Genomic DNA, 21,564 nt, shown 5'->3' on the forward strand with positions numbered 1-21,564 from the left:
TTTATTTTTCTCTATAAAAGTCAAATTCAATACCAATTGATTTTTTTTAAAAACAAGAGACATTTTGTCTTTAAAAATAAATTTTTTATGACTTTTTGACTGGTAGGATGATAATTAAGAACAATAATGTTATTAAAATAAGAACTTAATGGGAGTATTAAACACTATTTTTGGAAGAAAAGACAAAAATGAAGAAGGAAAAGAGTCATTTATTAACTGGACTCCATTAACATCGATAGAGCAAATAAAGGAGATAAAAGAATTATCGAATAAACAACCAATTGCTATTTTTAAACATTCAACAAGGTGTGGAATTAGTAGTATGGTAATTAAACGTTTTGTAAACAGTTTTGATGAGGAATTAAAAGATTTTAAAGTGTATTATCTTGACTTATTTAGCTATAGAGATGTTTCTAATGAAATAGGGCATACATTTCAGGTTTTACATCAATCTCCTCAGTTGTTGGTAGTTAAAAATGGAGAAGTAATTTCGCATGCTTCTCATTACGATATTGCTCGTATTGATTTGAAAAAATTCTAAAAAAGATGCCATTTTTAATGGGATTTCCTTAAATACCTCGTATTTTTGCGTATTTCAAAATTAATAGAGATTTGAGTAACGAAACAGCAACTTCACAACCAAAGAAAGGAAAAAATCTATACGATTATCAAAAAGAAGCATTGCACAAAATTTTCAAAAGTTTTGAGAATGCCCCCGAAAATTACCATTTACTTTATCAACTACCTACAGGAGGAGGAAAGACCGTTATTTTCTCTGAAATTACACGTCAATACTTAAAACATTATCAAAAGAAAGTATTGATTATGACACACCGAATAGAGCTGTGTAAACAGACAGCAAAAATGCTTAAAGAGTTTGGTGTTGTAAATAAAATTATAGATAGTAAAGCAAGTTTAGACGATCAAAATGAGTTTGATTGCTTTGTAGCTATGGTTGAAACGTTAAACAATCGTTTGAATGACGATATGTTAGATATTTCAGATGTAGGTTTAGTAATTATTGATGAGGCACATTACAATTCTTTTACTAAACTATTTAAGTTCTTTGATAAGTCTTTTATACTGGGTGTAACTGCAACTCCTTTAAGTTCAAACATTAAGCTTCCTATGAAGGATAATTATGATGAGCTTATTGATGGGGAGAGTATTGGGGCTTTAATTCAAAATGAATATTTGGCAAAAGCCAATATTTATTCTTATAATGTAGGTTTAACTTCGTTAGAAGTAGGGGCTAATGGTGATTATACTGTAAAATCATCTGAAGATTTATATACAAATACAGATATGCTTTCAAAGCTTTTACAAGCTTATGAAGAACGGGCTAAAGGAACAAAAACCTTAATTTTTAACAATGGTATTAATACATCGTTGCATGTATATGATACGTTTAAAAGAGCTGGGTACCCAATTGCACATTTAGATAACACTAACACTAAGAAGGAACGTGATTTTATCTTAAAATGGTTTCATAAAACACCTAATGCTATAATTACTTCGGTAAGTATCTTAACAACAGGGTTTGATGAACCTTCTGTACAATCAATTATTCTTAATAGAGCAACGAAATCGTTAACATTATATTACCAAATGATTGGTCGTGGTTCTCGTATTTTACCTGGGAAATCAGAATTTAATGTAATTGATTTAGGAAACAACTTCCATCGTTTTGGACCTTGGGGTGCCGATTTAGATTGGCAAAAAATGTTTAGGGCACCTAATTTCTATCTAGACAATTTATTATCTGATGAAGAAATAGAAAGTGACTTTAAATATGAGTTACCAGCAGATGTTAAAGCAGAGTTTGCTAATTCTGAAGACCTTTATTTTGATGTTAAAAAAGTATACAGAGACACTATTCAAGGAGGAGAGTCTTCAAAAAGAGTACTGGAAAAATCAATAGAACATCATGCAAAAATGTGTGTTGAAAATAGTGAAGATGTTTTTGATGCATTGATATTAGCAAAAATGTTGGGAGGAGATATTGATGATAGAATTTTTAGATACTCAAAATGTATCTCAAAGAGTACTCATAATTTCATTGATTGGTTACAAGATGACTATCGTAAAAAATTAAATAGTTATTTACGAAATAATTTTGATGAAGTATATGAGCAAATTCATGGACATCCACCACCTGAAGATGAATAAAAATAAAAAATCCAGTTCAAAAGAACTGGATTTTTTTATGCTTATATTATTAGTAATGATAAGTATTTACTTAGCTGGTAAAATTTTACCTGAGCATTCACCAAAACCAATACGAATTTTTTCATTTTTACAATAACCACGCATAATAACAGTATCGTTATCATTTATAAATTTACGTTCGCTACCGTCGTTTAATTTAACAGGGTTCTTACCTCTCCAAGTTAATTCTAACATTGAACCAAAGCTATCTTGAGTAGGACCAGAAATAGTACCACTACCCATCATATCACCTGCATTTACAGGACACCCATTTACTGTATGATGTGTTAATTGTTGTACCATAGTCCAATACATGTATTTAAAGTTAGAATTACACACTACAGTTTCTTCTTTACCTTCTGGTTGAATAGCCATTTGTAAATTAATATCGTAACTATCTTTTCCTTCTTTCTTTAAATAAGGTAAAGGTTCATATACTTGTTTAGGATTATCTACTCTAAAAGGCTCTAGTGCATCTAAGGTTACAATCCAAGGAGAAATTGTTGAAGCAAAATTCTTTCCTAAGAAAGGTCCTAATGGAACATATTCCCAAGCTTGAATGTCACGAGCAGACCAGTCGTTAAACAATACCAGTCCGAAGATATAATCTTCTGCTTCTTCAATAGGTATTCTATCTCCTAAGTCGTTAGCAACTGTAGTAATAAAAGCCATTTCTAATTCAAAATCTAATAATTTCGAAGGTCCAAAATTAGGTGTAGTTTCTCCTTCATTAGGACGCTGTTGCCCTATAGGACGACGAATTGGAGTACCAGATGGCACGATAGAAGAACTTCTTCCGTGATAGCCAATAGGAATTTGTAACCAGTTTGGAAGTAAGGCATTTTCAGGATCTCTAAATAAGCTCCCTACATTCGTTGCATGTTCTTTACTAGCATAAAAATCGGTATAATCTCCTACAGCGACAGGAAGTTGCATTTCTACTTCATCCATTCTAAAGATTATTTTGTCTTTGTGCTCAGCATTATCTCTTAGCTTACTGTTTTTTACATCAAAAATATCAGCAATCCTATTACGAACTAAACGCCATGTTTTACGTCCGTCTGCAATAAAATCATTTAAGGTGTCTTGTAAGAAGATATCATCTGTTAAAGGAATTCCATCAAAATATCCTAATTGATGTAAAGCACCTAAATCAATCGCATAATCACCAATTCTTGTACCAATTGTTATGATATCATCTTTAGTTAAAAAAACCCCAAAAGGTATATTTTGAATAGGAAAATCTGAGTTTTCAGCTACAGTTAACCAAGATTTTCTATTCGGGTTATTAGCAGTTATTTCCATTTATCGTTTTTGTTATATTTTCATCAAACCTACATATTTTTTTCAATTTACCCCAAAAAGATGAGTAAAAAAAATGTGAAAGTATTTTAGCGTAAACTTCTTTAAAAATCCTTAAAAAAGGATACATAAATTTTAGTACATTTGGCTACTTTACGCAACAAAACAAACAACATGCAAAAAGATCATCAAATATTTGATTTAATTCAAGAGGAAAAAGAACGACAATTAAATGGTTTAGAATTGATTGCTTCTGAAAATTTTGTGAGTGACCAAGTAATGGAAGCTCAAGGATCAGTTTTAACAAATAAATATGCTGAAGGATACCCAGGTAAACGTTATTACGGAGGGTGTGAAGTAGTAGATATCGTTGAGCAAATTGCGATTGATAGAGCTAAAGAATTATTTGGAGCTGAGTATGTAAATGTACAGCCACACTCTGGAAGTCAGGCAAATACTGCGGTCTTTGCAGCTTGTTTACAACCAGGAGATACTATTTTAGGTTTTGACTTATCTCATGGAGGTCATTTAACACACGGTTCACCAGTTAATTTTTCAGGAAAATTATACAATCCTGTATTCTACGGAGTGGTAAAAGAAACTGGATATATCGATTATGATCATTTAGAACAACAAGCAAAAGAGCACAAACCTAAGTTAATCATTGCTGGAGCTTCAGCGTATTCTCGTGATATTGATTTTAAAAAGTTTAGAGAAGTTGCTGATAGTGTTGGAGCTATTTTAATGGCTGATATTTCACATCCAGCAGGATTAATAGCAAAGGGTATTTTATCTGATCCACTACCACACTGTCATATAGTTACTACAACAACTCATAAAACATTACGTGGACCTCGTGGAGGAATGATTATGATTGGAAAAGATTTTGAAAATCCGTTCGGATTAAAATTAAAATCAGGAAAATTAAAGAAAATGTCTACATTGATTAACTCTGCGGTATTCCCAGGAAACCAAGGTGGACCATTAGAACATGTTATTGCAGCAAAAGCAGTTGCTTTTGGTGAAGCTTTAACAGATGAGTTCTTGGAATATCAAATTCAAGTAAAAGAAAACGCACAAGCAATGGCCAAAGCTTTTGTAGAGAAAGGATATGAAATTATTTCTGGAGGTACAGACAACCATTGTATGTTAATTGATTTACGTAACAAAAAGATTACAGGTAAAGCTGCTGAAGAAGCTTTAGGAAAAGCAGAAATAACTGTAAACAAAAATATGGTTCCTTTTGATACAGAATCACCATTTGTTACTTCTGGTATTCGTGTTGGTACTGCTGCAGTTACTACACGTGGTTTGAAAGAAGAAGATATGCAGGTAATTGTTGATTTAATAGACGAAGCATTAATGAATGCTGAGAACGAAGAAGTACTAGAAACAGTAGGAGAGAAGGTATATGATTTAATGCATAACAGACGCTTGTTTATTATGTAATATAACAATATCCTTATAAAAAGAAGGTTGTCTTGAAAGACAACCTTTTTTTATATACCTAACCCAGGTTTTGTTTTTACTCTTTATAAAGTTTTTTATACTACTCATAAAGCCATTTCGTTTTTTTATAGGTCGTAAAACTATATTCGATATAGTTAATTTTAAACAATAAAAAAATGAAAAAAATTTACACAGTTTTAGTGTGTGTAAGCTTACTTATTGGGGCTTGTTCAAAAGATGAAGAAAATTTACCTGTAAAAGAAGTTACTCCTTTTGAAAATTTATTAAAAGACAACAATCTAATAGCTTATTACCCTTTCAATGGTTCAGCAAATGATAACAAAAACTCTTATGATGGTATTGTAAAAGACTTTGATGCTACTCAAGACAGAAAAGGAAACAACTCTAGTGCTTATAAAAGCACAACAACTTCAGCAGAAATTAGTTTTCCTGCTGCTATTCCTTTTAAAAATGAATCCTTTTCTATGAGTTTTTGGTTCAAGGTTCCTACAAACTTACATGATGCTACTTTTACTATTTTATCTAAAAGAGAAGCCTGTAGAAAAGGAGACTTTATTCAAGTAGCATATAAAAAAGGTTCGAATGAATTAACTGTTGAAATGAGATCAGACAATGTTATGACAGATTTAAATGGTTCTGCAACAACTGATTTAGAAAATGTGAGCCCAACTAAATGGACTCATGTAGTTATCGTGAAAGATAATTCTACTAGAAAAACGACTATTTATATAAATGGAAAAGAAAAAGTAAGTACTCCATGGAGTCTTCCTGATGGAATTGTGAGCATAGATAATACTGCTAAGTTTAAAGTAGGACACTCACCATGTGTTATTTCTGGTCTTAACAACTTTATAGGCTCAATAGACGAATTAATCTTATTAAAGAAAGCTCTTACACCTCAAGAAATAAGTGTTTTGAAAAATCAATAAAAACAGTAGAAAATTAAAGGTAAAAAAAATAGGTACTCTTACCAGAGTATCTATTTTTATTCGTCATTATCTTGAGCTCGTTCGAGAATTTTTTCAGGAAGTGCTTTTTTAGCTTTCGCTCCCATTTTCTTTAATTTTTCTACACTTGTAATTAAGTTTCCACGACCTTCTACCAACTTATTCATAGCTGCGGCATAATCGGCTTTAGTACCGTCTATTTTCTTCCCAATATTGACCAAATCAGCTAACAGCCCATGAAATTTATCGTATAAAGCACCTGCTTGTCGTGCAATTTCTAAAGCATTACGTTGTTGCTTTTCATTATTCCACATGGTATCAATAGTACGTAAGGTAGCTAATAAAGTAGTTGGAGTAACAATAACAATATTTCTTTCAAAAGCTTTATTATATAAAGTATTGTCTTCATTTAAAGCTACAGCAAAAGCTGGTTCTATTGGTACAAATAGTAGTACAAAATCAGGAGACTCTATTTTATAAATATCCTCATACTTTTTTTCTGAAAGCTGCTCAACATGTCGCTTTAATGAGTTAACATGTTCTTTTGCAAAACGCTCTTTTACAATATCGTCTTCACTATTTACATACTGTTCATAAGCAGTTAAAGACACTTTAGAATCGACCACCATTTTTTTGTTATCAGGTAAGTGAATTACGACATCGGGCATGATACGTTTACCCTCATCATTGGTAAAAGATTGTTGCACAAAGTATTCTCTGTCTTTTTCTAAGCCAGATTTCTCTAAGACGCGTTCTAAGACTAATTCTCCCCAATTTCCTTGGGTTTTGCTATCACCTTTTAAAGCTTTAGTTAAGTTTAATGTTTCCTTGCTCATTTGAGCATTTAACTCTTTCAATCCTAATAATTGCTCTTTTAAAGCAGAATGCATCGAAATACTTTCTTTTTGAGTGTCTTCAACCTTTTTTTCAAAAGTTTGGATTTTTTCTTGAAGTGGATTTAAAATATCCTTAATATTTTTCTTGTTCTGCTCAGTAAATTTATTCGATTTCTCATCTAGAATTTTGTTCGCTAAATTTTCAAACTCTTTGGTAAACTTATCCTGTAGCTTTTCTACTTCTTCTTTATTTTCTTGAAGTTTTAATTGTAAATTTTTCAACTCCTCATTTTTTCTAGCCAATTCAAGAGCAGTAAACTCTTTTTCACGACGTAATTCACTATTTTCTTTAGTTTTTTCGTCTAATCTATTTAAAAAGTCTTCCTTTTGCTGAGAAAATGACTCTTCCTTTTCTTTTTTCTGAATATCAAAATTAGCTTGATGGTTTTGTAGGGTTACAATCTCTTTTTCTAAATCAGAAGTTTGTTGTTTAAACTTTAATTTAGAAAGTAAGTTTCCAATAACAAACCCAATTAGTAAGGTACTAACAGCAATTAAAATAAGTAAGAGAGTGGTATTCATTAGAATAAATAAAAGGTTATTAAGTGAACAAATATAGGACAAGATAGGTTAAAATTATTTGATTTTTGTAGGGAAAACCGTATCATTGAACTTTATACCCAGTAAATGATATCTAAATTTATATTTCACAAAGTTTTAGGCTGGAAGGTAGTTGGAGATTTTCCAAGAAACTTAAAAAAATACGTTGTTATTGGAGCTCCACATACCAGTTGGAAAGACTTTCCGATTGCTATTTTGGCTAGAAACACTATTGGCGTAAAAATTAACTTTATAGGTAAGGCTTCGTTATTTAAACCCCCTTTTGGTTTTATTTTTAGAGCATTAGGAGGGGCTCCTGTTGATAGAAGTAAAAGTACGAATAAGGTGGATGTAATAGTATCGGTTTTTAATCAGCATGATGAATTCCGGTTGGCGCTGTCTCCTGAGGGGACTCGTGCTAAAGTAGCTTCATGGAAAACTGGATTTTATTACATTGCAAAAGGAGCCAATGTACCTGTGGTAATGTTTGCTTTCGATTTTGAAAACAAGCAAATTATTATAGCGCCTCCTTATTACTTAACAGATGATATGAACGCTGATATGAATCATTTTTATGATTTTTATAGAGATATTAAAGGAGCAAAACCAGAGCTGTTCTCAGTACCTGATAAAGAGTAAAACAAACGTTAAATACTCTTATTAGCTTGAAAAATTTATAATATTTAAGTATCTTGTAGAAAGTTTAAAAACAGTAAGATATGAAAAGGTTTGTTTTTTTAATTAGTATGATTTTTATACTGCTTAGTTGTGCCTCTTCCAAAAATATAACTCAAGCAGAAATAGATAACATAAACGCTCTTATAGAAAGTAAAACTTTTGAAATAGAAGCAGAATGGGCTGAACCAATGGTTACATATGCAATGGCACAAATAGCTAATGCAGGTTTGTTACCTATAGGAAGTAACGCAGGAAACATTAATTTAGTAGGGAATAGTAATTTTTTCAGAATGAAAAAAGATACTGTTGCAGCCTATTTACCATATTTTGGAGAGCGACAAATGGGAGGTTCTTATGGAGGTACAGATATTGGAATTGAGTTTGAAGGCATTCCTGAAAATTTAGTTATATCTGAAGATAAAGAGAATAGTTACAAAATTAGTTTTAAAATAAAGGATAAAAACACATCAACTGAAAACTATAATGTTATAGTTAGAGTATATCCTAGCTTATCGAGTACTATCTATGTAAATAGTACGCAGAAAAACTCAATTAGATATAGAGGTAAAGTACTTAAAATTTCAGAAGAAAAGTAAAATATTGTATATAATACTGTATTTTTAGTAGCTCATTACATCAATGTATGGAGCTACCAAACTTTAAAAAGTATCTTATTGAAAAAGGAGGATTATCAGAAGATGATTACCTTCAAATGCAATCGTTTATTTCTTTAAAAAACGTTTCTAAAAGTGATTTTTTATTAAAAGAAGGAGATGTGTGTTCACATTTCTTTTTTGTAGAAAAAGGTTTGTTACGTTTATATGCCCTAAATGAAGAGGGAAAAGAAAATATTTTACAGTTTGCTACTGAAAATTGGATTGTAAGTGATAGAGGTAGTGTATATTTTCAAGAACCGTCTACTTATTATATTGATGCTGTTGAAGATACACACGTTGTAATGTTAGATGAAGGCTTTATTAATAAAGTATCAGAAATAAATACTGATTTTAGAAGGAAAAATGAGCATTTATTACAAAAACATATTCGTCAATTATACAAACGTATTAGTCAACTACTTGGAGCTTCAGCAAAAAGACGTTATTTAGATTTTGTAAAGATGTATCCAGATATTATGTTACGAGTTCCGCAATGGATGATAGCTTCTTACTTAGGAATAACTCCAGAAAGCTTGAGTCGTGTTCGTAAATCACTTGCTGAAGAAAACTTCAAACCAAATAATTAAGATACGAGTTATGATTGTTGATTTACGGTTGTTAGATAATCGTAATTCGTTCTTATCATAGGTCAATGCATACCTTTTTTTGTTGCCATAATTTTACAGTGAAATAAAAAGTGGAGATTAACTCACTTAATATTTCAGAAAAAGTAAACTCAATTAATTTCGATGTTAAGCATCGAATAATTAATCCCATTTAATGGGTAAAAAAGGATTTATCATGAGACATTTAAAAACATTAGTTGTAACAAAAAATACAACAAAACCCAAAATTTTGAATTGGCAAGTTTCAACTGTTCCTGATTTCGAAACAGCCATTGAAAAATTACATCAACAAATATATAAGGTTTTAGCTATTTCTAAAGACACTAAAGAGGTAGAAAAAAACAAATTACAAAAGATTATTACAGTATTATTTCCTGAAGCAATTATTGTTGAATACAAAGATGAAACAGCGCTTTCAGAAAGAGTTAAACAAGGGTATTGGTCTAAAAATAAACCAGAAATACAACGTAATTATTTTGATAATTCATTTGAAATGGAATTAGCCGCTAGTTTAAATTAATTAAAGAAAGGAAGTTAAAATGAAAACAAGAAGTATAGAAAAGATAGTAAAACCTGGAACTCCACATTTTGTTGGAGATGGATTTAGAGTTCATAATTTTATTCCAGGAAGCTCAACGATGGAACGTATGGATCCATTTATTATGTTAGATTATAATTCAAAATATAATTTTCCTCCAACAGATAAACCAAAAGGAGTGGGAGTACATCCGCACAGAGGTTTTGAAACCGTAACGATTGCCTATAAAGGACGTGTTGAGCATGGTGATAGTGCAGGTGGAGGTGGAATTATAGGTGAAGGAGATGTACAATGGATGACAGCGGCTTCAGGAGTTTTACACAAAGAGTTTCATGAAACCGAATGGAGTAAAACAGGAGGAGAGTTTCAAATGGTACAATTATGGGTAAATTTACCGGCTAAGGATAAAATGAGTTCGCCAAAATATCAAGCAATTGCTAATGCAGAAATGGCTAAAATACCTTTAGCAGATGGAGGAGGAGAAATAGAGGTAATTGCAGGAGAGTATAAAGGAAATAAAGGACCTGCATTTACATTTTCGCCAGTTAATATGTTTAATGTAAAGTTGAAGAAAGGAGTAAAAACACAGTTAACCTTCCCTAAAAACTACACTACTGCTATTTTATCAGTTGAAGGTAGTGTTAAAGTGAATGAATCAAACAATATTTTAGAGGATTACTTTGCATTATTCAAAAATGACGGAGATACTTTTACTTTAGAGGCTTTAGAAGATGCTATAATTTTAGTATTAAGCGGAGAGCCTTTAAACGAACCTATTGCGGCACACGGTCCGTTTGTAATGAATACTAAACAAGAGTTAATAGAAGCATTTCAAGACTTCAATACTGGAAAGTTTGGTTATTTAGAAGATTAACAATAACTTTAAAAGGCAACTCTTTGATTTAGAGTTGCTCTTTTTATTAAACCCTTAGGTATATAAAATGTCTAACACGAAACTAATAATTGAAGAGCGAGCAGCAAATATTGGTAATTTTCTAGTAGGTCGCTTGTTGCCATTTCGGCAAAAACGAATGGTAGGTCCTTTTATTTTTATCGACCATATGGGACCAGTAAAACTTACCGAAAATGATAATTTAGATGTTGATATGCATCCTCACATAGGTATATCAACTCTTACTTTTTTGTTTGAAGGAGCTATAGTACACCGTGATAGTATAGAAACCGAAATAGAAATAACTCCAGGAGCTGTAAATTGGATGACAGCAGGAAAAGGCGTAGTACATACTGAAAGAACTCCTGAACGATTAAGAAATTCAACTAAAAGGCTTCATGGTTTGCAAATATGGGTAGCTTTACCGATAGAAGAGGAGCAATGTGAACCTTCTTTTGCACATGTTTCTGCGAATGAGATTCCTAGTTGGGAAGACGATGGAGTACAGTTTAAGCTCATCGCAGGAAAAGCGTTTGGTAAACAATCTCCTGTTCCGGTGTATAGTCCGTTGTTTTTTATAGAAATTAAATCTGAAATAACGAAAACGGTTACTATAGGAGAACATTTGTTTGGTGAGAGTGCTTTGTATATTCTAGAAGGAAGTATTACTAGTGACGGACATACATATGAGTCTAAACAATTATTAGTAGCAAAAGATAGTACGTTGTGTAGTTTTGAAATTTCTGCCAATTCAACCATATATATTTTTGGAGGAGAACCTTTTAATGAAGAACGTTTAATTGAGTGGAATTTTGTAGCTTCTAATAAAGAATTGATAGAACAAGCGAAGGAAGACTGGAAGAATAATAAATTTCCTTCTGTACCAAATGAGACAGAGCGAATTCCTTTACCAGAACAGCGACCTTTTGGAGGATAATAACGAATACTTAAAAGTAAGGTTTAACCATACTAAAATTATGGCTTTTTAACTGTTAAACATTTTTTTTAAAGTTAATTTAGGAAAGTGAAATAAATATTTAACCCCCAAAAAAACTTTATAATGAAAAAAGTGATTTTAAACGTAGAAGGATCTCAAGAATTAACAAAAACAACATTAAAAAATATTAAAGGAGGAGGACCTTTTCCTTTTCCTAAAGAATGTGGAGGAGATGGTTCTTTTATTTATCAAGATGGAGTAAAGGTATGTTGTTACAGACCTACCACTATGGACTATATTTGTTAAAAATTGTTTAATATAGGATATAAGAAAAAGGCTTTAGTTTATAAACTAAAGCCTTTTTTGTTAATTGTTTTTGATTTTGGAAAAATAGAGAATAGCATCATCTATAGCCTTATTAATAGGTAGATATTCAATCTTTAAATCTCTTACTGACTTAGTATTAGAAAAAAAGTTGTTTATACATAAAGTACGCATATTCGTTAAACTTAAAGAAGTTTTTATACCCATACTTCGGAGAACATCTCCAAAATAACCTATCATAATAAGTATAAACTTAGGGATTTGAACCATCAAAGGTAATTGATTAGTTACTTTGTTAAGTTTATTAAAAAAATCTTTATAACTAAGGTTCTCGTTTGCTAGTAAATACTTCTCTCCAAAAGAATTTGTAGTTAGTACTTTTATAATGCCATTAGCAACATCTTTTACATGTACAAAGTTTTTTCCTCCTGGAGGATAAAATATTACTTTCTTTTTCCATCCCATGTATATTATTTTCCCCGAACTAGGTTTAGTATCGTAAGCTCCTAACATAAAAGTAGGATTTACGATAGCTGTTTTTATCTTATGGTTATTTTTTAACAAGTACCTCTCAGCTTCAAATTTACTTTTCGCATAATATGATTGTTTAAAAAGTTTACTCATTTTATTATTTTCAGCTCCCGGTTTTTGAAAAGAACCATACCCTAAAGTATTGGCAGTACTAACAAAAATAAAACGTTTAACATTACATATTATAGCAGCATTGTATAGTTGTATAGTAGTATTACAGTTTATTTTCTTATAATCAGAATACCTCAATAAATTTTGACTAGTTGTTGCAGCAACATGTATTACTACGTCAACTCTATTTAATAAAGAAGTAAAGTCTATAAATAAATCACCTTCAATTAATTTTAAGTGTTTATGTTCTTTTCCTTTATAGTTTTGTTTTTTTCTGGTAAGACCAATAACAAAATAACCTTGTTGTAAAAGTTCATGACATAAATTAGTACCTAATAAACCATTAACTCCAGTAATAAAAATTCGTTTCATTTTTAAGCTTCTCTTTTTATTATACTTGTCATCATAGGTATTTTTATCCAATTAGGTAAAAGAATAGAAATAAACCAACTCATTGGGTTTATAACTATAAAAGCTTTTCGTTTAAACATTTTTTTTATTGAATACTTAGCAACCTTTTTTGGATCTAACAAGGTTAATTTACCTAAAAAGCCTTGTTTTTTTATTCTTGCAGTAATTTCTGGATTTGTTTTCATAGCTCCAGGGTTTATAACACTAACAGAAACATTAGTGTTTTTTAGCTCTTCTGAAAGACCTAATGAAAATGAGTGAACAAAAGCTTTTGAAGCAGGATAAACTGTTTTATAACCTAGAGGGGAAAAAGCAGCAATGCTTGATACATTTAAAATATATGATTTTTTTTGCTCTTTTAAATTAGGAAGTAATTGATGTGTAAGTATTGTTATTGCTTTTATATTGACTTGAATTATATTATTAATATAATTAAGAGAAACATCTTCTATTTTTTTTGTTCCACCAGTACCAGCATTATTAATTAGAATATTAATAGCGTATTTTTCCTTTAAATAACTAGTTAATGATTTAAGGTTAGCATCTGAAGAAAAATCAGTTTCATAATAGGCTACTTTAACATTGTAGTATGTTTCAATTAGGTTAGCCAGTTTATTTAAATTTTGTTTAGGAAGACTAATTAAAATGAGATTGTGTTTTCTTTTGGCCAATTCTAATGCAAAAGCTTTTCCTAACCCTTGACTTGCTCCTGTAATAACTGCAAACGTATTATCTGTATATTCTTTCATTTGTCTTTTTTAAAATATGTAAACAAAATTAGAACAAGAGATGATTTAAAATGCCCTTGTTTATAAATGAGAACAAGAATTCAAACTATTGGTAATCAATGATTTAAACACTAGTATTGTTCTGTGTTATAAACTAGAACTTTGTTTTTTAAATTCCGAAGGTGTTTGATTTGTAAGCTTTTTAAATGTAGTATTAAAAGCAGTTTTAGAACTAAAACCAGACTCAAATGCAATACCTAATATAGATAGTTTTTCAGAAGATTTATCCATTAATAATTTTTTAGCTTTTTCTATACGATAACTATTGATAAACTGATAGAAATTTTGATTAAATCCATTATTTATAACATATGATAATTGGTGCGATGTTATTTGCATTTCTTCCGCTAAAGAAGCCAAATTAATGTTGTTATCTAAATACAAATGTTTAGTTTTCATCAAAGCATTTAATTTAGCTTTTAATATAACAAGCTCTTTGTCTTTAATAATTTTTCGTTTATTAGTATCAATTTCATCATCATCATCATTCTCAATAGCAATAATATCTTCACGGTGTTTTTGGTTGGTCGGAAAAATTTCTTTTTGTTTTAAGGAGTTGTAAGTCATAAACAAGACAACACCTAACGTAATAATGTTTAGGTATAGGTTTAAGGGTAGTCCAATATAAACAAGGTTAAAAACACTTATAATTAAAACTAGAACCATAATTACAAGAATAATATTTTCTAACCATTTCAAATTAATTTCATCAGTATTAGATGAAAACAAAGTTATTTTTCGTTGATGAATACGAAGTCTTAAAAACGATTTTGTAGTAAATATAATCGCATTAACAAGTATTAATGTTACTAATAAAAACTGATAATTAATAATCGAGATGTAATCATAAATAATTGCAATTAAATAAACTATTGGTATAATAAATACCGTGCTGTCTTTAAACGTAAAACTATAATTAGGATTAGAAAAAAACAAAACACTGATATATAGTAGTATAGGGGTGAAAAATTGTATAAATGAAATTACTAAGTTAAAAAAAAGACCAAAAGGTTCTGCCTTTGTTAGCAAAACAATTTCTTCTAACCAAAAACTTGACCATAAAAATAAAGTTATCCCAAACCAAATATTAGCTTTTTTATTTACTCTCAATGGGTTTGAAAGCATGATAAAAGAAAGTAGTATTAATGAAGAAAAAACAAGTATTTGAATAAAATAGATAAGCAATTAATTTTGTTTCTCACAAATATAAGTTCTTATCTCTAATTTAATAGGGTCTAACACTTAAGTTTTTTTATTAATTAACCGTAGTATTACTTAGACTTTTTTAGTTGGTAATAATTCCTCAGGAAAAGGGAATAAAATTGTTAAGTTTTTCTCTGCGGCAATATATGTATTTACCAAATCTAAATTTAATACAGACCCTATTACCGATTGGCACTTCCATTTGCCAAATGGTTGTACTTCTGACAATTAAAAACACTAAATAATATATTCGGATTAAAAGTTCACTTTTTTGTACTAAAGAATAAAGCTACAGTTGTGTCTGCTTTTTAATAGCGTATCTGTTTAGAGAGTTTTCTAGTTTCTGAATCATTCTTTTTCTAAGTTTTTCAGGTTTTAACACTTCTATACTATCACCAAAGCCCAAAATTAAACGCTCTAATTCATAATTAGGAATAACTAAAATATTAAAGATAGCCCCGTCATCTGTATATTTTATCAATCGTTGAGATTTATGAAAAGGTTTCGTGAGTACATAAGGAGTATTTGCTTTATCTACCCAAAAAGCAATACGTTGTGGTCTCGTATTTGAAACTGTGACACCAACAACATCTTTATAATAAACATCACCATTAATTGCTTTATCTATATATGTTGTGTTTTCAACTTCCATTACAGAATTTATACGATCCAAAGCTAAGGTTGTTTCTTTACCCTTTACGAGTGCTAATAAAAACCATCTATTATTAAACTCCTTTAATAATTGTGGGTGCAAGGTTATTGTACTGGCTTTTTCTGCTTTAAACGACTGATAATTTACTTTTAATACTTTTTTTTGCTGTATGGCATTGTATAAAGGATCTATAAATGACAAGCCTTTTAGCTGTTCGTTTTTATCTAAATGAATAATAGCTCTATTGTGTTTTTGAGAAGAATATACCGAATCTTCTAAACGTTGTAGCACTCCGTCCATTTCTTTGAATAAAGAAAAGTCTTTAAACTGACGTAATACTTGAATGGCATCATTCATCACCTTTACATCGTTTTCAGTCACAGGAATATTCATAATGGAATACCCTTCTTCAGCATAACGGTAATATTTTCGTTGATAGACTTCAATTGGAGCATTATACCCTAATTTATCACTACGCATCATTTGAATATCTAACTGAATCGTTCTTTTACTTACATAAATATCTTTTCCTTCGTATTCATACAAAGCATCCGAACAAGCATCAATTAAATCATTCAAAGTCCAAGTACGCATGGTGTTTCGGAGGCATTGATCAATTGTTTTATATCGAATTAGTGCATTTTTGTTAGAAGCCATTTTATAATTTTTTAGTAAAAATGATAAATTCTTTTTTAGTACGCAAAAAGATTGCGTAATACAGCTAAATATTTGTAGTGTGATTAAGAAAAAGAGGTCGTTTAAGTGGGGAAGTTGCCATGAACATAAAAAATATTTAAAATACAGAAAATGAAAAAACTAAAAAATGAATATAGAAATCAAGATGAAGCTTTAACAAAAGCTATTATTTGTGATTTAGACGGAACTTTATCTTTGATACATAACAGAAGTCCTTTTGATGGTAGTAGGTGTGAACAAGATTTACCTAATATGCCTATCGTTAATTTAGTAAAGAATTACCAACAATTAGGATATAAAATACTTCTTTTATCAGGTAGAGAAGCTAAATATCAATCAGAAACAGTATCTTGGTTAAAAAAGCATGAAATAGCTTATGACGCACTATGGATGCGTAAATCAAAAGATAATAGGAAAGATGCGATTATTAAAGAAGAGGTATTTAAAAGAAAAATAGAGCATAAGTACTTTATTGAGTTTGTTTTAGATGATAGGAATCAGGTGGTTGATTTATGGAGAAAAGAATTAAAACTCCCTTGTTTACAAGTATTTTATGGTGATTTTTAAGAATCAACAACAATTGATTAAAAATAATGGAAAGAAAAATAACTCAAAAGTTAAAACAAAAGGCATATCAGCTTTTGGTAGATAAAATTGACATAGAAGTTTTTGAAAGCTTTTTATACAAACTGGTAGAAAATAACGAATTCAATAGTAAAGATTTACTATTTGACTTTATAAATATTAATTATAAATCTAATGATTATAGAAGAAGGTTATTAAACCTTATAAAAGATAACAGCTCTGAGAAAGAACTATTAAGTTTAGAAGTGTATTCTTTATGTTTGACACTATCAAGGTCTAATGAAAATGAGGTTGTTTTAAGTGCAATTAATTCATTATCAGGTTTAAATTCACAAACTGAATATCAATACGATATATTATTTGAATTTTATATGTTAAATGACAATATTTTAGGGGATGGTTTCTATTATTATTCATTAACAAATGAGCAGGTAATAGATAGAGCAAAATTATTTTCAGAAAAAGTCATTTCAAAATTTAATTCATTCAAAGAAAATGAAGATTGGTATGGATTTTTAAATTGCGAAATAGAAGTAAAAAGATAGGGTATTAAAACAAAATAATGTTATAAAAGAAGTAAAACTAGATGAAAACAAAAGTTTAATAAGAAAGAGTATCGATTTATTTAAACAAGCTTTAGGAGTAGATTAAACTAGTAATACTTAATTTAAAATCAATCTAATAGGTAAAACCAACTAAAAATATCATATTTGCAGCAGTTCATTGAAATGGCTTGGTAATTTTATGAGATATGTAAGGCAATAGTGTTTTACATAATTTATAAAATATGATACTAATGAATTGGAAAATTCAAAAATTAAATAATGGAGAAACCATTATTTCAAAAGAGCCAGGTAACTCTATGTTGCCTATTTTAAAATCTAAACAGCCTGTAAAACTAAAACCAATAAACTGGGAAAATTGTAAGGTTGGCGATATTGTGTATTGCAAAGTTCGTGGAAACTGTTTTACGCACCTTGTAAAAGGAAAAAACAATAAAAGAGGTTTGCAAATAGGAAACAATCATGGAAGAATAAACGGGTGGACTAAGAATGTATATGGAATAGTAGTAGAGATATTACCAATGCCATAGGCATTTTAATAAAGAAAAAAAGAGAATGAAGGTTCTCCATATTTTATAAATTAATTAAACGAAATTTTAACCTATGCTAATGCATTCATACACATATCGGACGCTCAAAAGCGATTTTTATGGAGTTATCAATAAGGTTATTGTAGTATAAAATCACTAAAAGCGTCCAAATTATATAATTTGGACGCTTTTTTTTATAAAAAACTTCAAGTCTTTGAAAGTTACATGTAAAATGCTACATAGCTTACAACCAACAGGTTACTAGTCTGAAGAAATTCGGATAAGATACTTATATCTTTATTTTAGTGTAAGTGTTTGATTTTAAGTGAAATAAAACCGTTTTAAACTTGTGTAATTCAAAAAAGGCTCACATCTTTGCACCAGTAATTTTTATACAGAGCGCAGTTCAAGTATAAACATACTCAACAACAAAATAATAATTTTTAAAAACGAAGTAAGCATGTTCAAATATCAATTAAACATAAGTACAGTAAAAGAACCAGGTTCTTTTGTACACATGCTTCGCGATTTTCTTCATACATAGAAATAATAATAACCTATATATGAAAAATCCGAAGCCTCAATAACGTTTCGGATTTTTTTATGCTACACATTTCCGCATAGTTTTCAATTTCCGAAGCAAAGAGAAAAATATTGATACAAAGCACTAATTAGAAAATTGGTGCCCAACATTATAATGTCTCAACATGGGAAATAAACTAAAAGGAAAAGATCTAATCAAATTAGGCTTTCCAAAAAACAATAGTATAAATATTGCCTTAGGGCAAATTAACCGATATAGAAAAAAAGAAAAGAAAGAACGCATTTTAGAAGAAGCAAAAAATGTATTGCTTTATCCAGAAAAATATCAAGGAAATGCTATTTGGGGTAAAGTTGCTGAAGGTTTAACCAAGCCTGTTGAAATTAAAATGCATGAATTACGAAATACAAGAGCTCCGTTTTCTATTTATGGAGAAAATGAAATTGATGAGCAAGCTAAGTTTCAGTTGTACGATGCTTTAAAATTACCAATTGCGGTACAAGGAGCTTTAATGCCTGATGCACATTCAGGGTACGGATTACCCATAGGTGGCGTGCTTGCTACTGAAAATGCAGTAATTCCATATGGGGTAGGAGTAGATATTGGCTGTAGAATGGCATTGAGTATTTTTCCGATGAAAGCTTCTTATTTAAAAGGGAAGCAACATCAATTAGAAAATGTCTTGAAGGAACATACCAAGTTTGGAATGTATGAAACACATGATAAAAAACAAGACCATGAAATTTTTGAACGGAATGAGTTCCAAGACATCCCCTTACTAAAACGGTTAAAAGTAAAAGCATATAATCAATTAGGAACTTCTGGAGGTGGAAATCACTTTGTGGAGTTCGGAATGGTAACTATAACAGATGAACACAATGAACTTAATGTGCCTGTAGGAGAGTATGTGGGATTGTTAACGCATAGCGGATCACGTGGATTGGGAGCAAACATAGCAAAACACTATACCTACTTAGCGAGTAAACAATGTCCGTTACCTAAAAACGTACAACATTTAGCATGGTTAGATTTAGATACGCATGACGGACAAGAATATTGGCTAGCAATGAATTTAGCAGGTGATTATGCCAAGGCATGTCATGATAATATTCATAAACGAATTGCAAAGTTATTAGGAATTAAACCTTTAGCAATGATTGAGAATCATCACAATTTTGCTTGGAAAGAACAGCTAAATGGAGTTGAATGTATTGTACATAGAAAAGGAGCAACACCGGCCAATAAAGGAATATTGGGTATAATTCCGGGGTCTATGACCGCACCAGGATACATTGTTAGAGGTTTAGGAAACCAGGAGAGTTTACAATCGGCATCACACGGAGCAGGAAGAAAACATTCAAGAAGGAAGTGTAAAGAGAAATTTACCAAAAGTGATATTAAGCATCAGTTAAAAATGAATGAAGTTACGCTCATTGGAGGTGGAGTAGATGAAGCTCCTATGGCGTATAAAAATATCAAAAAGGTAATGGCTAATCAACAAGAGTTAGTTGAAGTATTAGGCACTTTTACACCGAAAATCGTACGAATGGATAAGTAAAAAGAATCGTCATTCTGAAAGAGATAACAACTGAAGCAATCTGCTTACCGATTAACAGATTGCTTTGTTTCACTCGTAATGACAGGAATAGGAAATTAAAATGAACATAAAAATAATACAATTTACAGCGGGTCGTGGACCTTCGGAATGTTGCTGGGTAGTAGCAAAAGTGCTAAAAGCATTTATAAAAACTGTAGTAGAACATAAGATAACGTATGACATTCTTCATAAAGAAAATGGAATAGAGAATGGCACCATACAATCAGTAAGTGTTCAACTCAAAGGAAATAACCTGTCTTTATTTTTAAAAGATTGGTTGGGCACTATTCAATGGATAGGAAAATCAACCTTTAGAAAATACCATAAACGCAAAAACTGGTTTATAGGTTGTTTTGAATTGGAATATAATAATGAGTTAACTATACAAGAAAAAGACATCGAGTTTCAGGCAATTAGAAGTTCTGGACCTGGTGGACAACATGTAAATAAAGTAAGTTCGGCTGTTAGAGCTAAACATAGCACAACAGGAATTCAAGTATTGGTTTCAGAAAGTCGTTCACAGCATCAAAATAAAAAGATAGCTATACAACGCTTAAAAACCTTGATAGCAAATCATAATGTGCATCAATTACAAAACACCATAAAACAAGAATGGGAGAACCATTTAGATTTAGAAAGAGGAAATCCAGTAAAAGTATTTGTAGGAACTGACTTTAAAGTTAAAAACAACAAAAAAAGATTTAAAACAACGCGTAATCAATTAAAAAGCGATTTGCGTAAACAATTAGAATAAGATGAAAACATTAGCAAACAATTACATATTTAAAGCATTAGATGCTTTTCCATATGAATTAGAAGAAACCATGGAGGCATTAACATATGCTTTGGCGTATGAAGAAAAAAATGTAGTAGCGTTGTGCTTAATGGGACGCATTTACGCTGAGCACTTAGGTGATTTTGAAAAAGCAAAACTGTATTACAAAGAGGCTTTAGCAGAAAACATGTATGCTTTTAACGTATATCCGCATTATATTAATGTGTTATTATGGAATGAAGACTATGAAGAAGCTGAACGATTTATCGATTTCGCACTAACCATAAAAGGTTCAGATAAAGCAATTTTATATATAGGAAAAGCCCAATTATATGAACAGAAAAAAGCGTATAAAAAATCATTACAAACTTTAAAACTTGCTAAGAAACACACGTATAATAGTGACTATATGCGAACTGTAAGAGAACATATAGAACGTGTAGAGGATAAACTTCCTAAGAAAAAGATGAAAAAAAGTAAGAAAAATCAAAAATAATTTTTAGTACGCAAAAACATTGCGTAATACAGTGTAATATTTGCAGTGTACTTATGAAAAAGATGTTTGCT

At 30.4% G+C, this 21,564-nt stretch carries 23 protein-coding genes; 17 read left to right on the forward strand and 6 right to left on the reverse strand.

All coding sequences use genetic code 11. The features are described from left to right. Positions 1–148: 148 nt before the first annotated feature. Positions 149–541 (forward strand): bacillithiol system redox-active protein YtxJ, encoded by a 393-nt coding sequence (gene ytxJ / locus ABHQ57_RS09595; RefSeq protein ID WP_167713829.1) that lies wholly within the window; start codon positions 149–151, stop codon positions 539–541. Between the two features lie 71 nt (positions 542–612). Continuing rightward, complete coding sequence (locus ABHQ57_RS09600) at positions 613–2,169, forward strand: DEAD/DEAH box helicase (protein WP_047788805.1); 1,557 nt, start codon at positions 613–615, stop codon at positions 2,167–2,169. Positions 2,170–2,235: 66 nt separating this feature from the next. Here the strand turns inward: ABHQ57_RS09600 and fahA are convergent, their stop codons facing one another. Further along, positions 2,236–3,513 (reverse strand): fumarylacetoacetase, encoded by a 1,278-nt coding sequence (gene fahA / locus ABHQ57_RS09605; RefSeq protein WP_047788804.1) that lies wholly within the window; start codon positions 3,511–3,513, stop codon positions 2,236–2,238. A gap of 171 nt (positions 3,514–3,684) precedes the next feature. Here fahA and glyA point away from each other — a divergent pair, with 171 nt between their 5' ends. Next, complete coding sequence (glyA, locus tag ABHQ57_RS09610; protein WP_047788803.1) at positions 3,685–4,959, forward strand: serine hydroxymethyltransferase; 1,275 nt, start codon at positions 3,685–3,687, stop codon at positions 4,957–4,959. A 176-nt stretch (positions 4,960–5,135) separates the two neighbouring features. Further along, complete coding sequence (locus ABHQ57_RS09615) at positions 5,136–5,909, forward strand: LamG domain-containing protein (RefSeq protein ID WP_389863464.1); 774 nt, start codon at positions 5,136–5,138, stop codon at positions 5,907–5,909. Between the two features lie 56 nt (positions 5,910–5,965). Here the strand turns inward: ABHQ57_RS09615 and rmuC are convergent, their stop codons facing one another. Continuing rightward, complete coding sequence (gene rmuC / locus ABHQ57_RS09620) at positions 5,966–7,345, reverse strand: DNA recombination protein RmuC (RefSeq protein ID WP_173360233.1); 1,380 nt, start codon at positions 7,343–7,345, stop codon at positions 5,966–5,968. Between the two features lie 105 nt (positions 7,346–7,450). Here rmuC and ABHQ57_RS09625 point away from each other — a divergent pair, with 105 nt between their 5' ends. The 7 genes from ABHQ57_RS09625 to ABHQ57_RS09655 all read left to right on the forward strand — a co-directional run bounded on the left by ABHQ57_RS09625 (position 7,451) and on the right by ABHQ57_RS09655 (position 11,996). After that, positions 7,451–8,002, forward strand: coding sequence for a 1-acyl-sn-glycerol-3-phosphate acyltransferase (locus ABHQ57_RS09625; protein ID WP_389863467.1), 552 nt, complete (start codon positions 7,451–7,453; stop codon positions 8,000–8,002). An 80-nt stretch (positions 8,003–8,082) separates the two neighbouring features. Continuing rightward, entirely contained in the window at positions 8,083–8,637 is a 555-nt protein-coding gene (locus ABHQ57_RS09630; protein WP_389863470.1) for a DUF4251 domain-containing protein, read from the forward strand. A gap of 47 nt (positions 8,638–8,684) precedes the next feature. Continuing rightward, complete coding sequence (locus ABHQ57_RS09635; protein ID WP_389863473.1) at positions 8,685–9,284, forward strand: Crp/Fnr family transcriptional regulator; 600 nt, start codon at positions 8,685–8,687, stop codon at positions 9,282–9,284. Between the two features lie 214 nt (positions 9,285–9,498). Then, positions 9,499–9,843 (forward strand): hypothetical protein, encoded by a 345-nt coding sequence (locus ABHQ57_RS09640; RefSeq protein ID WP_389863476.1) that lies wholly within the window; start codon positions 9,499–9,501, stop codon positions 9,841–9,843. Between the two features lie 19 nt (positions 9,844–9,862). Beyond that, the gene (locus ABHQ57_RS09645) at positions 9,863–10,735 is read left to right on the forward strand and encodes a pirin family protein (RefSeq protein ID WP_389863479.1); all 873 of its coding nucleotides are present in this window, start codon (positions 9,863–9,865) and stop codon (positions 10,733–10,735) included. Between the two features lie 67 nt (positions 10,736–10,802). Continuing rightward, positions 10,803–11,690: a pirin family protein gene (locus ABHQ57_RS09650; protein ID WP_159491079.1), complete on the forward strand. Its 888-nt coding sequence runs from the start codon at positions 10,803–10,805 to the stop codon at positions 11,688–11,690. Positions 11,691–11,813: 123 nt separating this feature from the next. Next, entirely contained in the window at positions 11,814–11,996 is a 183-nt protein-coding gene (locus tag ABHQ57_RS09655; protein WP_159491077.1) for a hypothetical protein, read from the forward strand. Positions 11,997–12,056: 60 nt separating this feature from the next. Here the strand turns inward: ABHQ57_RS09655 and ABHQ57_RS09660 are convergent, their stop codons facing one another. The 4 genes from ABHQ57_RS09660 to ABHQ57_RS09675 all read right to left on the reverse strand — a co-directional run bounded on the left by ABHQ57_RS09660 (position 12,057) and on the right by ABHQ57_RS09675 (position 16,367). Further along, a complete protein-coding gene (locus ABHQ57_RS09660) occupies positions 12,057–13,028 on the reverse strand; it encodes an NAD-dependent epimerase/dehydratase family protein (protein ID WP_389863483.1) in 972 nt (323 codons plus the stop codon). A 2-nt stretch (positions 13,029–13,030) separates the two neighbouring features. Next, the gene (locus ABHQ57_RS09665; protein ID WP_047788792.1) at positions 13,031–13,816 is read right to left on the reverse strand and encodes an SDR family oxidoreductase; all 786 of its coding nucleotides are present in this window, start codon (positions 13,814–13,816) and stop codon (positions 13,031–13,033) included. 126 nt (positions 13,817–13,942) lie between these two features. Beyond that, on the reverse strand, positions 13,943–14,965 hold the full coding sequence (locus ABHQ57_RS09670) for a helix-turn-helix domain-containing protein (protein ID WP_389863485.1): 1,023 nt from the start codon (positions 14,963–14,965) through the stop codon (positions 13,943–13,945). Positions 14,966–15,347: 382 nt separating this feature from the next. Continuing rightward, complete coding sequence (locus ABHQ57_RS09675; protein ID WP_159616988.1) at positions 15,348–16,367, reverse strand: YafY family protein; 1,020 nt, start codon at positions 16,365–16,367, stop codon at positions 15,348–15,350. A 150-nt stretch (positions 16,368–16,517) separates the two neighbouring features. Between ABHQ57_RS09675 and ABHQ57_RS09680 the strand changes: the two genes are divergently transcribed. The 6 genes from ABHQ57_RS09680 (at position 16,518) to ABHQ57_RS09705 (ending at position 21,493) form a co-directional block, all read left to right on the forward strand. Next, positions 16,518–16,973: an HAD family acid phosphatase gene (locus tag ABHQ57_RS09680; protein WP_281979261.1), complete on the forward strand. Its 456-nt coding sequence runs from the start codon at positions 16,518–16,520 to the stop codon at positions 16,971–16,973. 26 nt (positions 16,974–16,999) lie between these two features. Then, a complete protein-coding gene (locus tag ABHQ57_RS09685; RefSeq protein ID WP_389863489.1) occupies positions 17,000–17,536 on the forward strand; it encodes a hypothetical protein in 537 nt (178 codons plus the stop codon). A 251-nt stretch (positions 17,537–17,787) separates the two neighbouring features. After that, positions 17,788–18,084, forward strand: a complete 297-nt coding sequence (locus ABHQ57_RS09690; RefSeq protein ID WP_231128412.1) for a S26 family signal peptidase — start codon at positions 17,788–17,790, stop codon at positions 18,082–18,084. A gap of 707 nt (positions 18,085–18,791) precedes the next feature. Further along, a complete protein-coding gene (locus tag ABHQ57_RS09695) occupies positions 18,792–20,183 on the forward strand; it encodes an RtcB family protein (RefSeq protein WP_389863492.1) in 1,392 nt (463 codons plus the stop codon). 100 nt (positions 20,184–20,283) lie between these two features. Next, complete coding sequence (prfH, locus tag ABHQ57_RS09700; RefSeq protein ID WP_073183998.1) at positions 20,284–20,976, forward strand: peptide chain release factor H; 693 nt, start codon at positions 20,284–20,286, stop codon at positions 20,974–20,976. A gap of 1 nt (position 20,977) precedes the next feature. Next, on the forward strand, positions 20,978–21,493 hold the full coding sequence (locus ABHQ57_RS09705; protein ID WP_389863495.1) for a tetratricopeptide repeat protein: 516 nt from the start codon (positions 20,978–20,980) through the stop codon (positions 21,491–21,493). Positions 21,494–21,564: the final 71 nt, after the last annotated feature.

The sequence above is a fragment of the Tenacibaculum sp. ZH5_bin.1 genome (assembly GCF_042865525.1).
GTDB classification, from domain to species: domain Bacteria; phylum Bacteroidota; class Bacteroidia; order Flavobacteriales; family Flavobacteriaceae; genus Polaribacter; species Polaribacter mesophilus.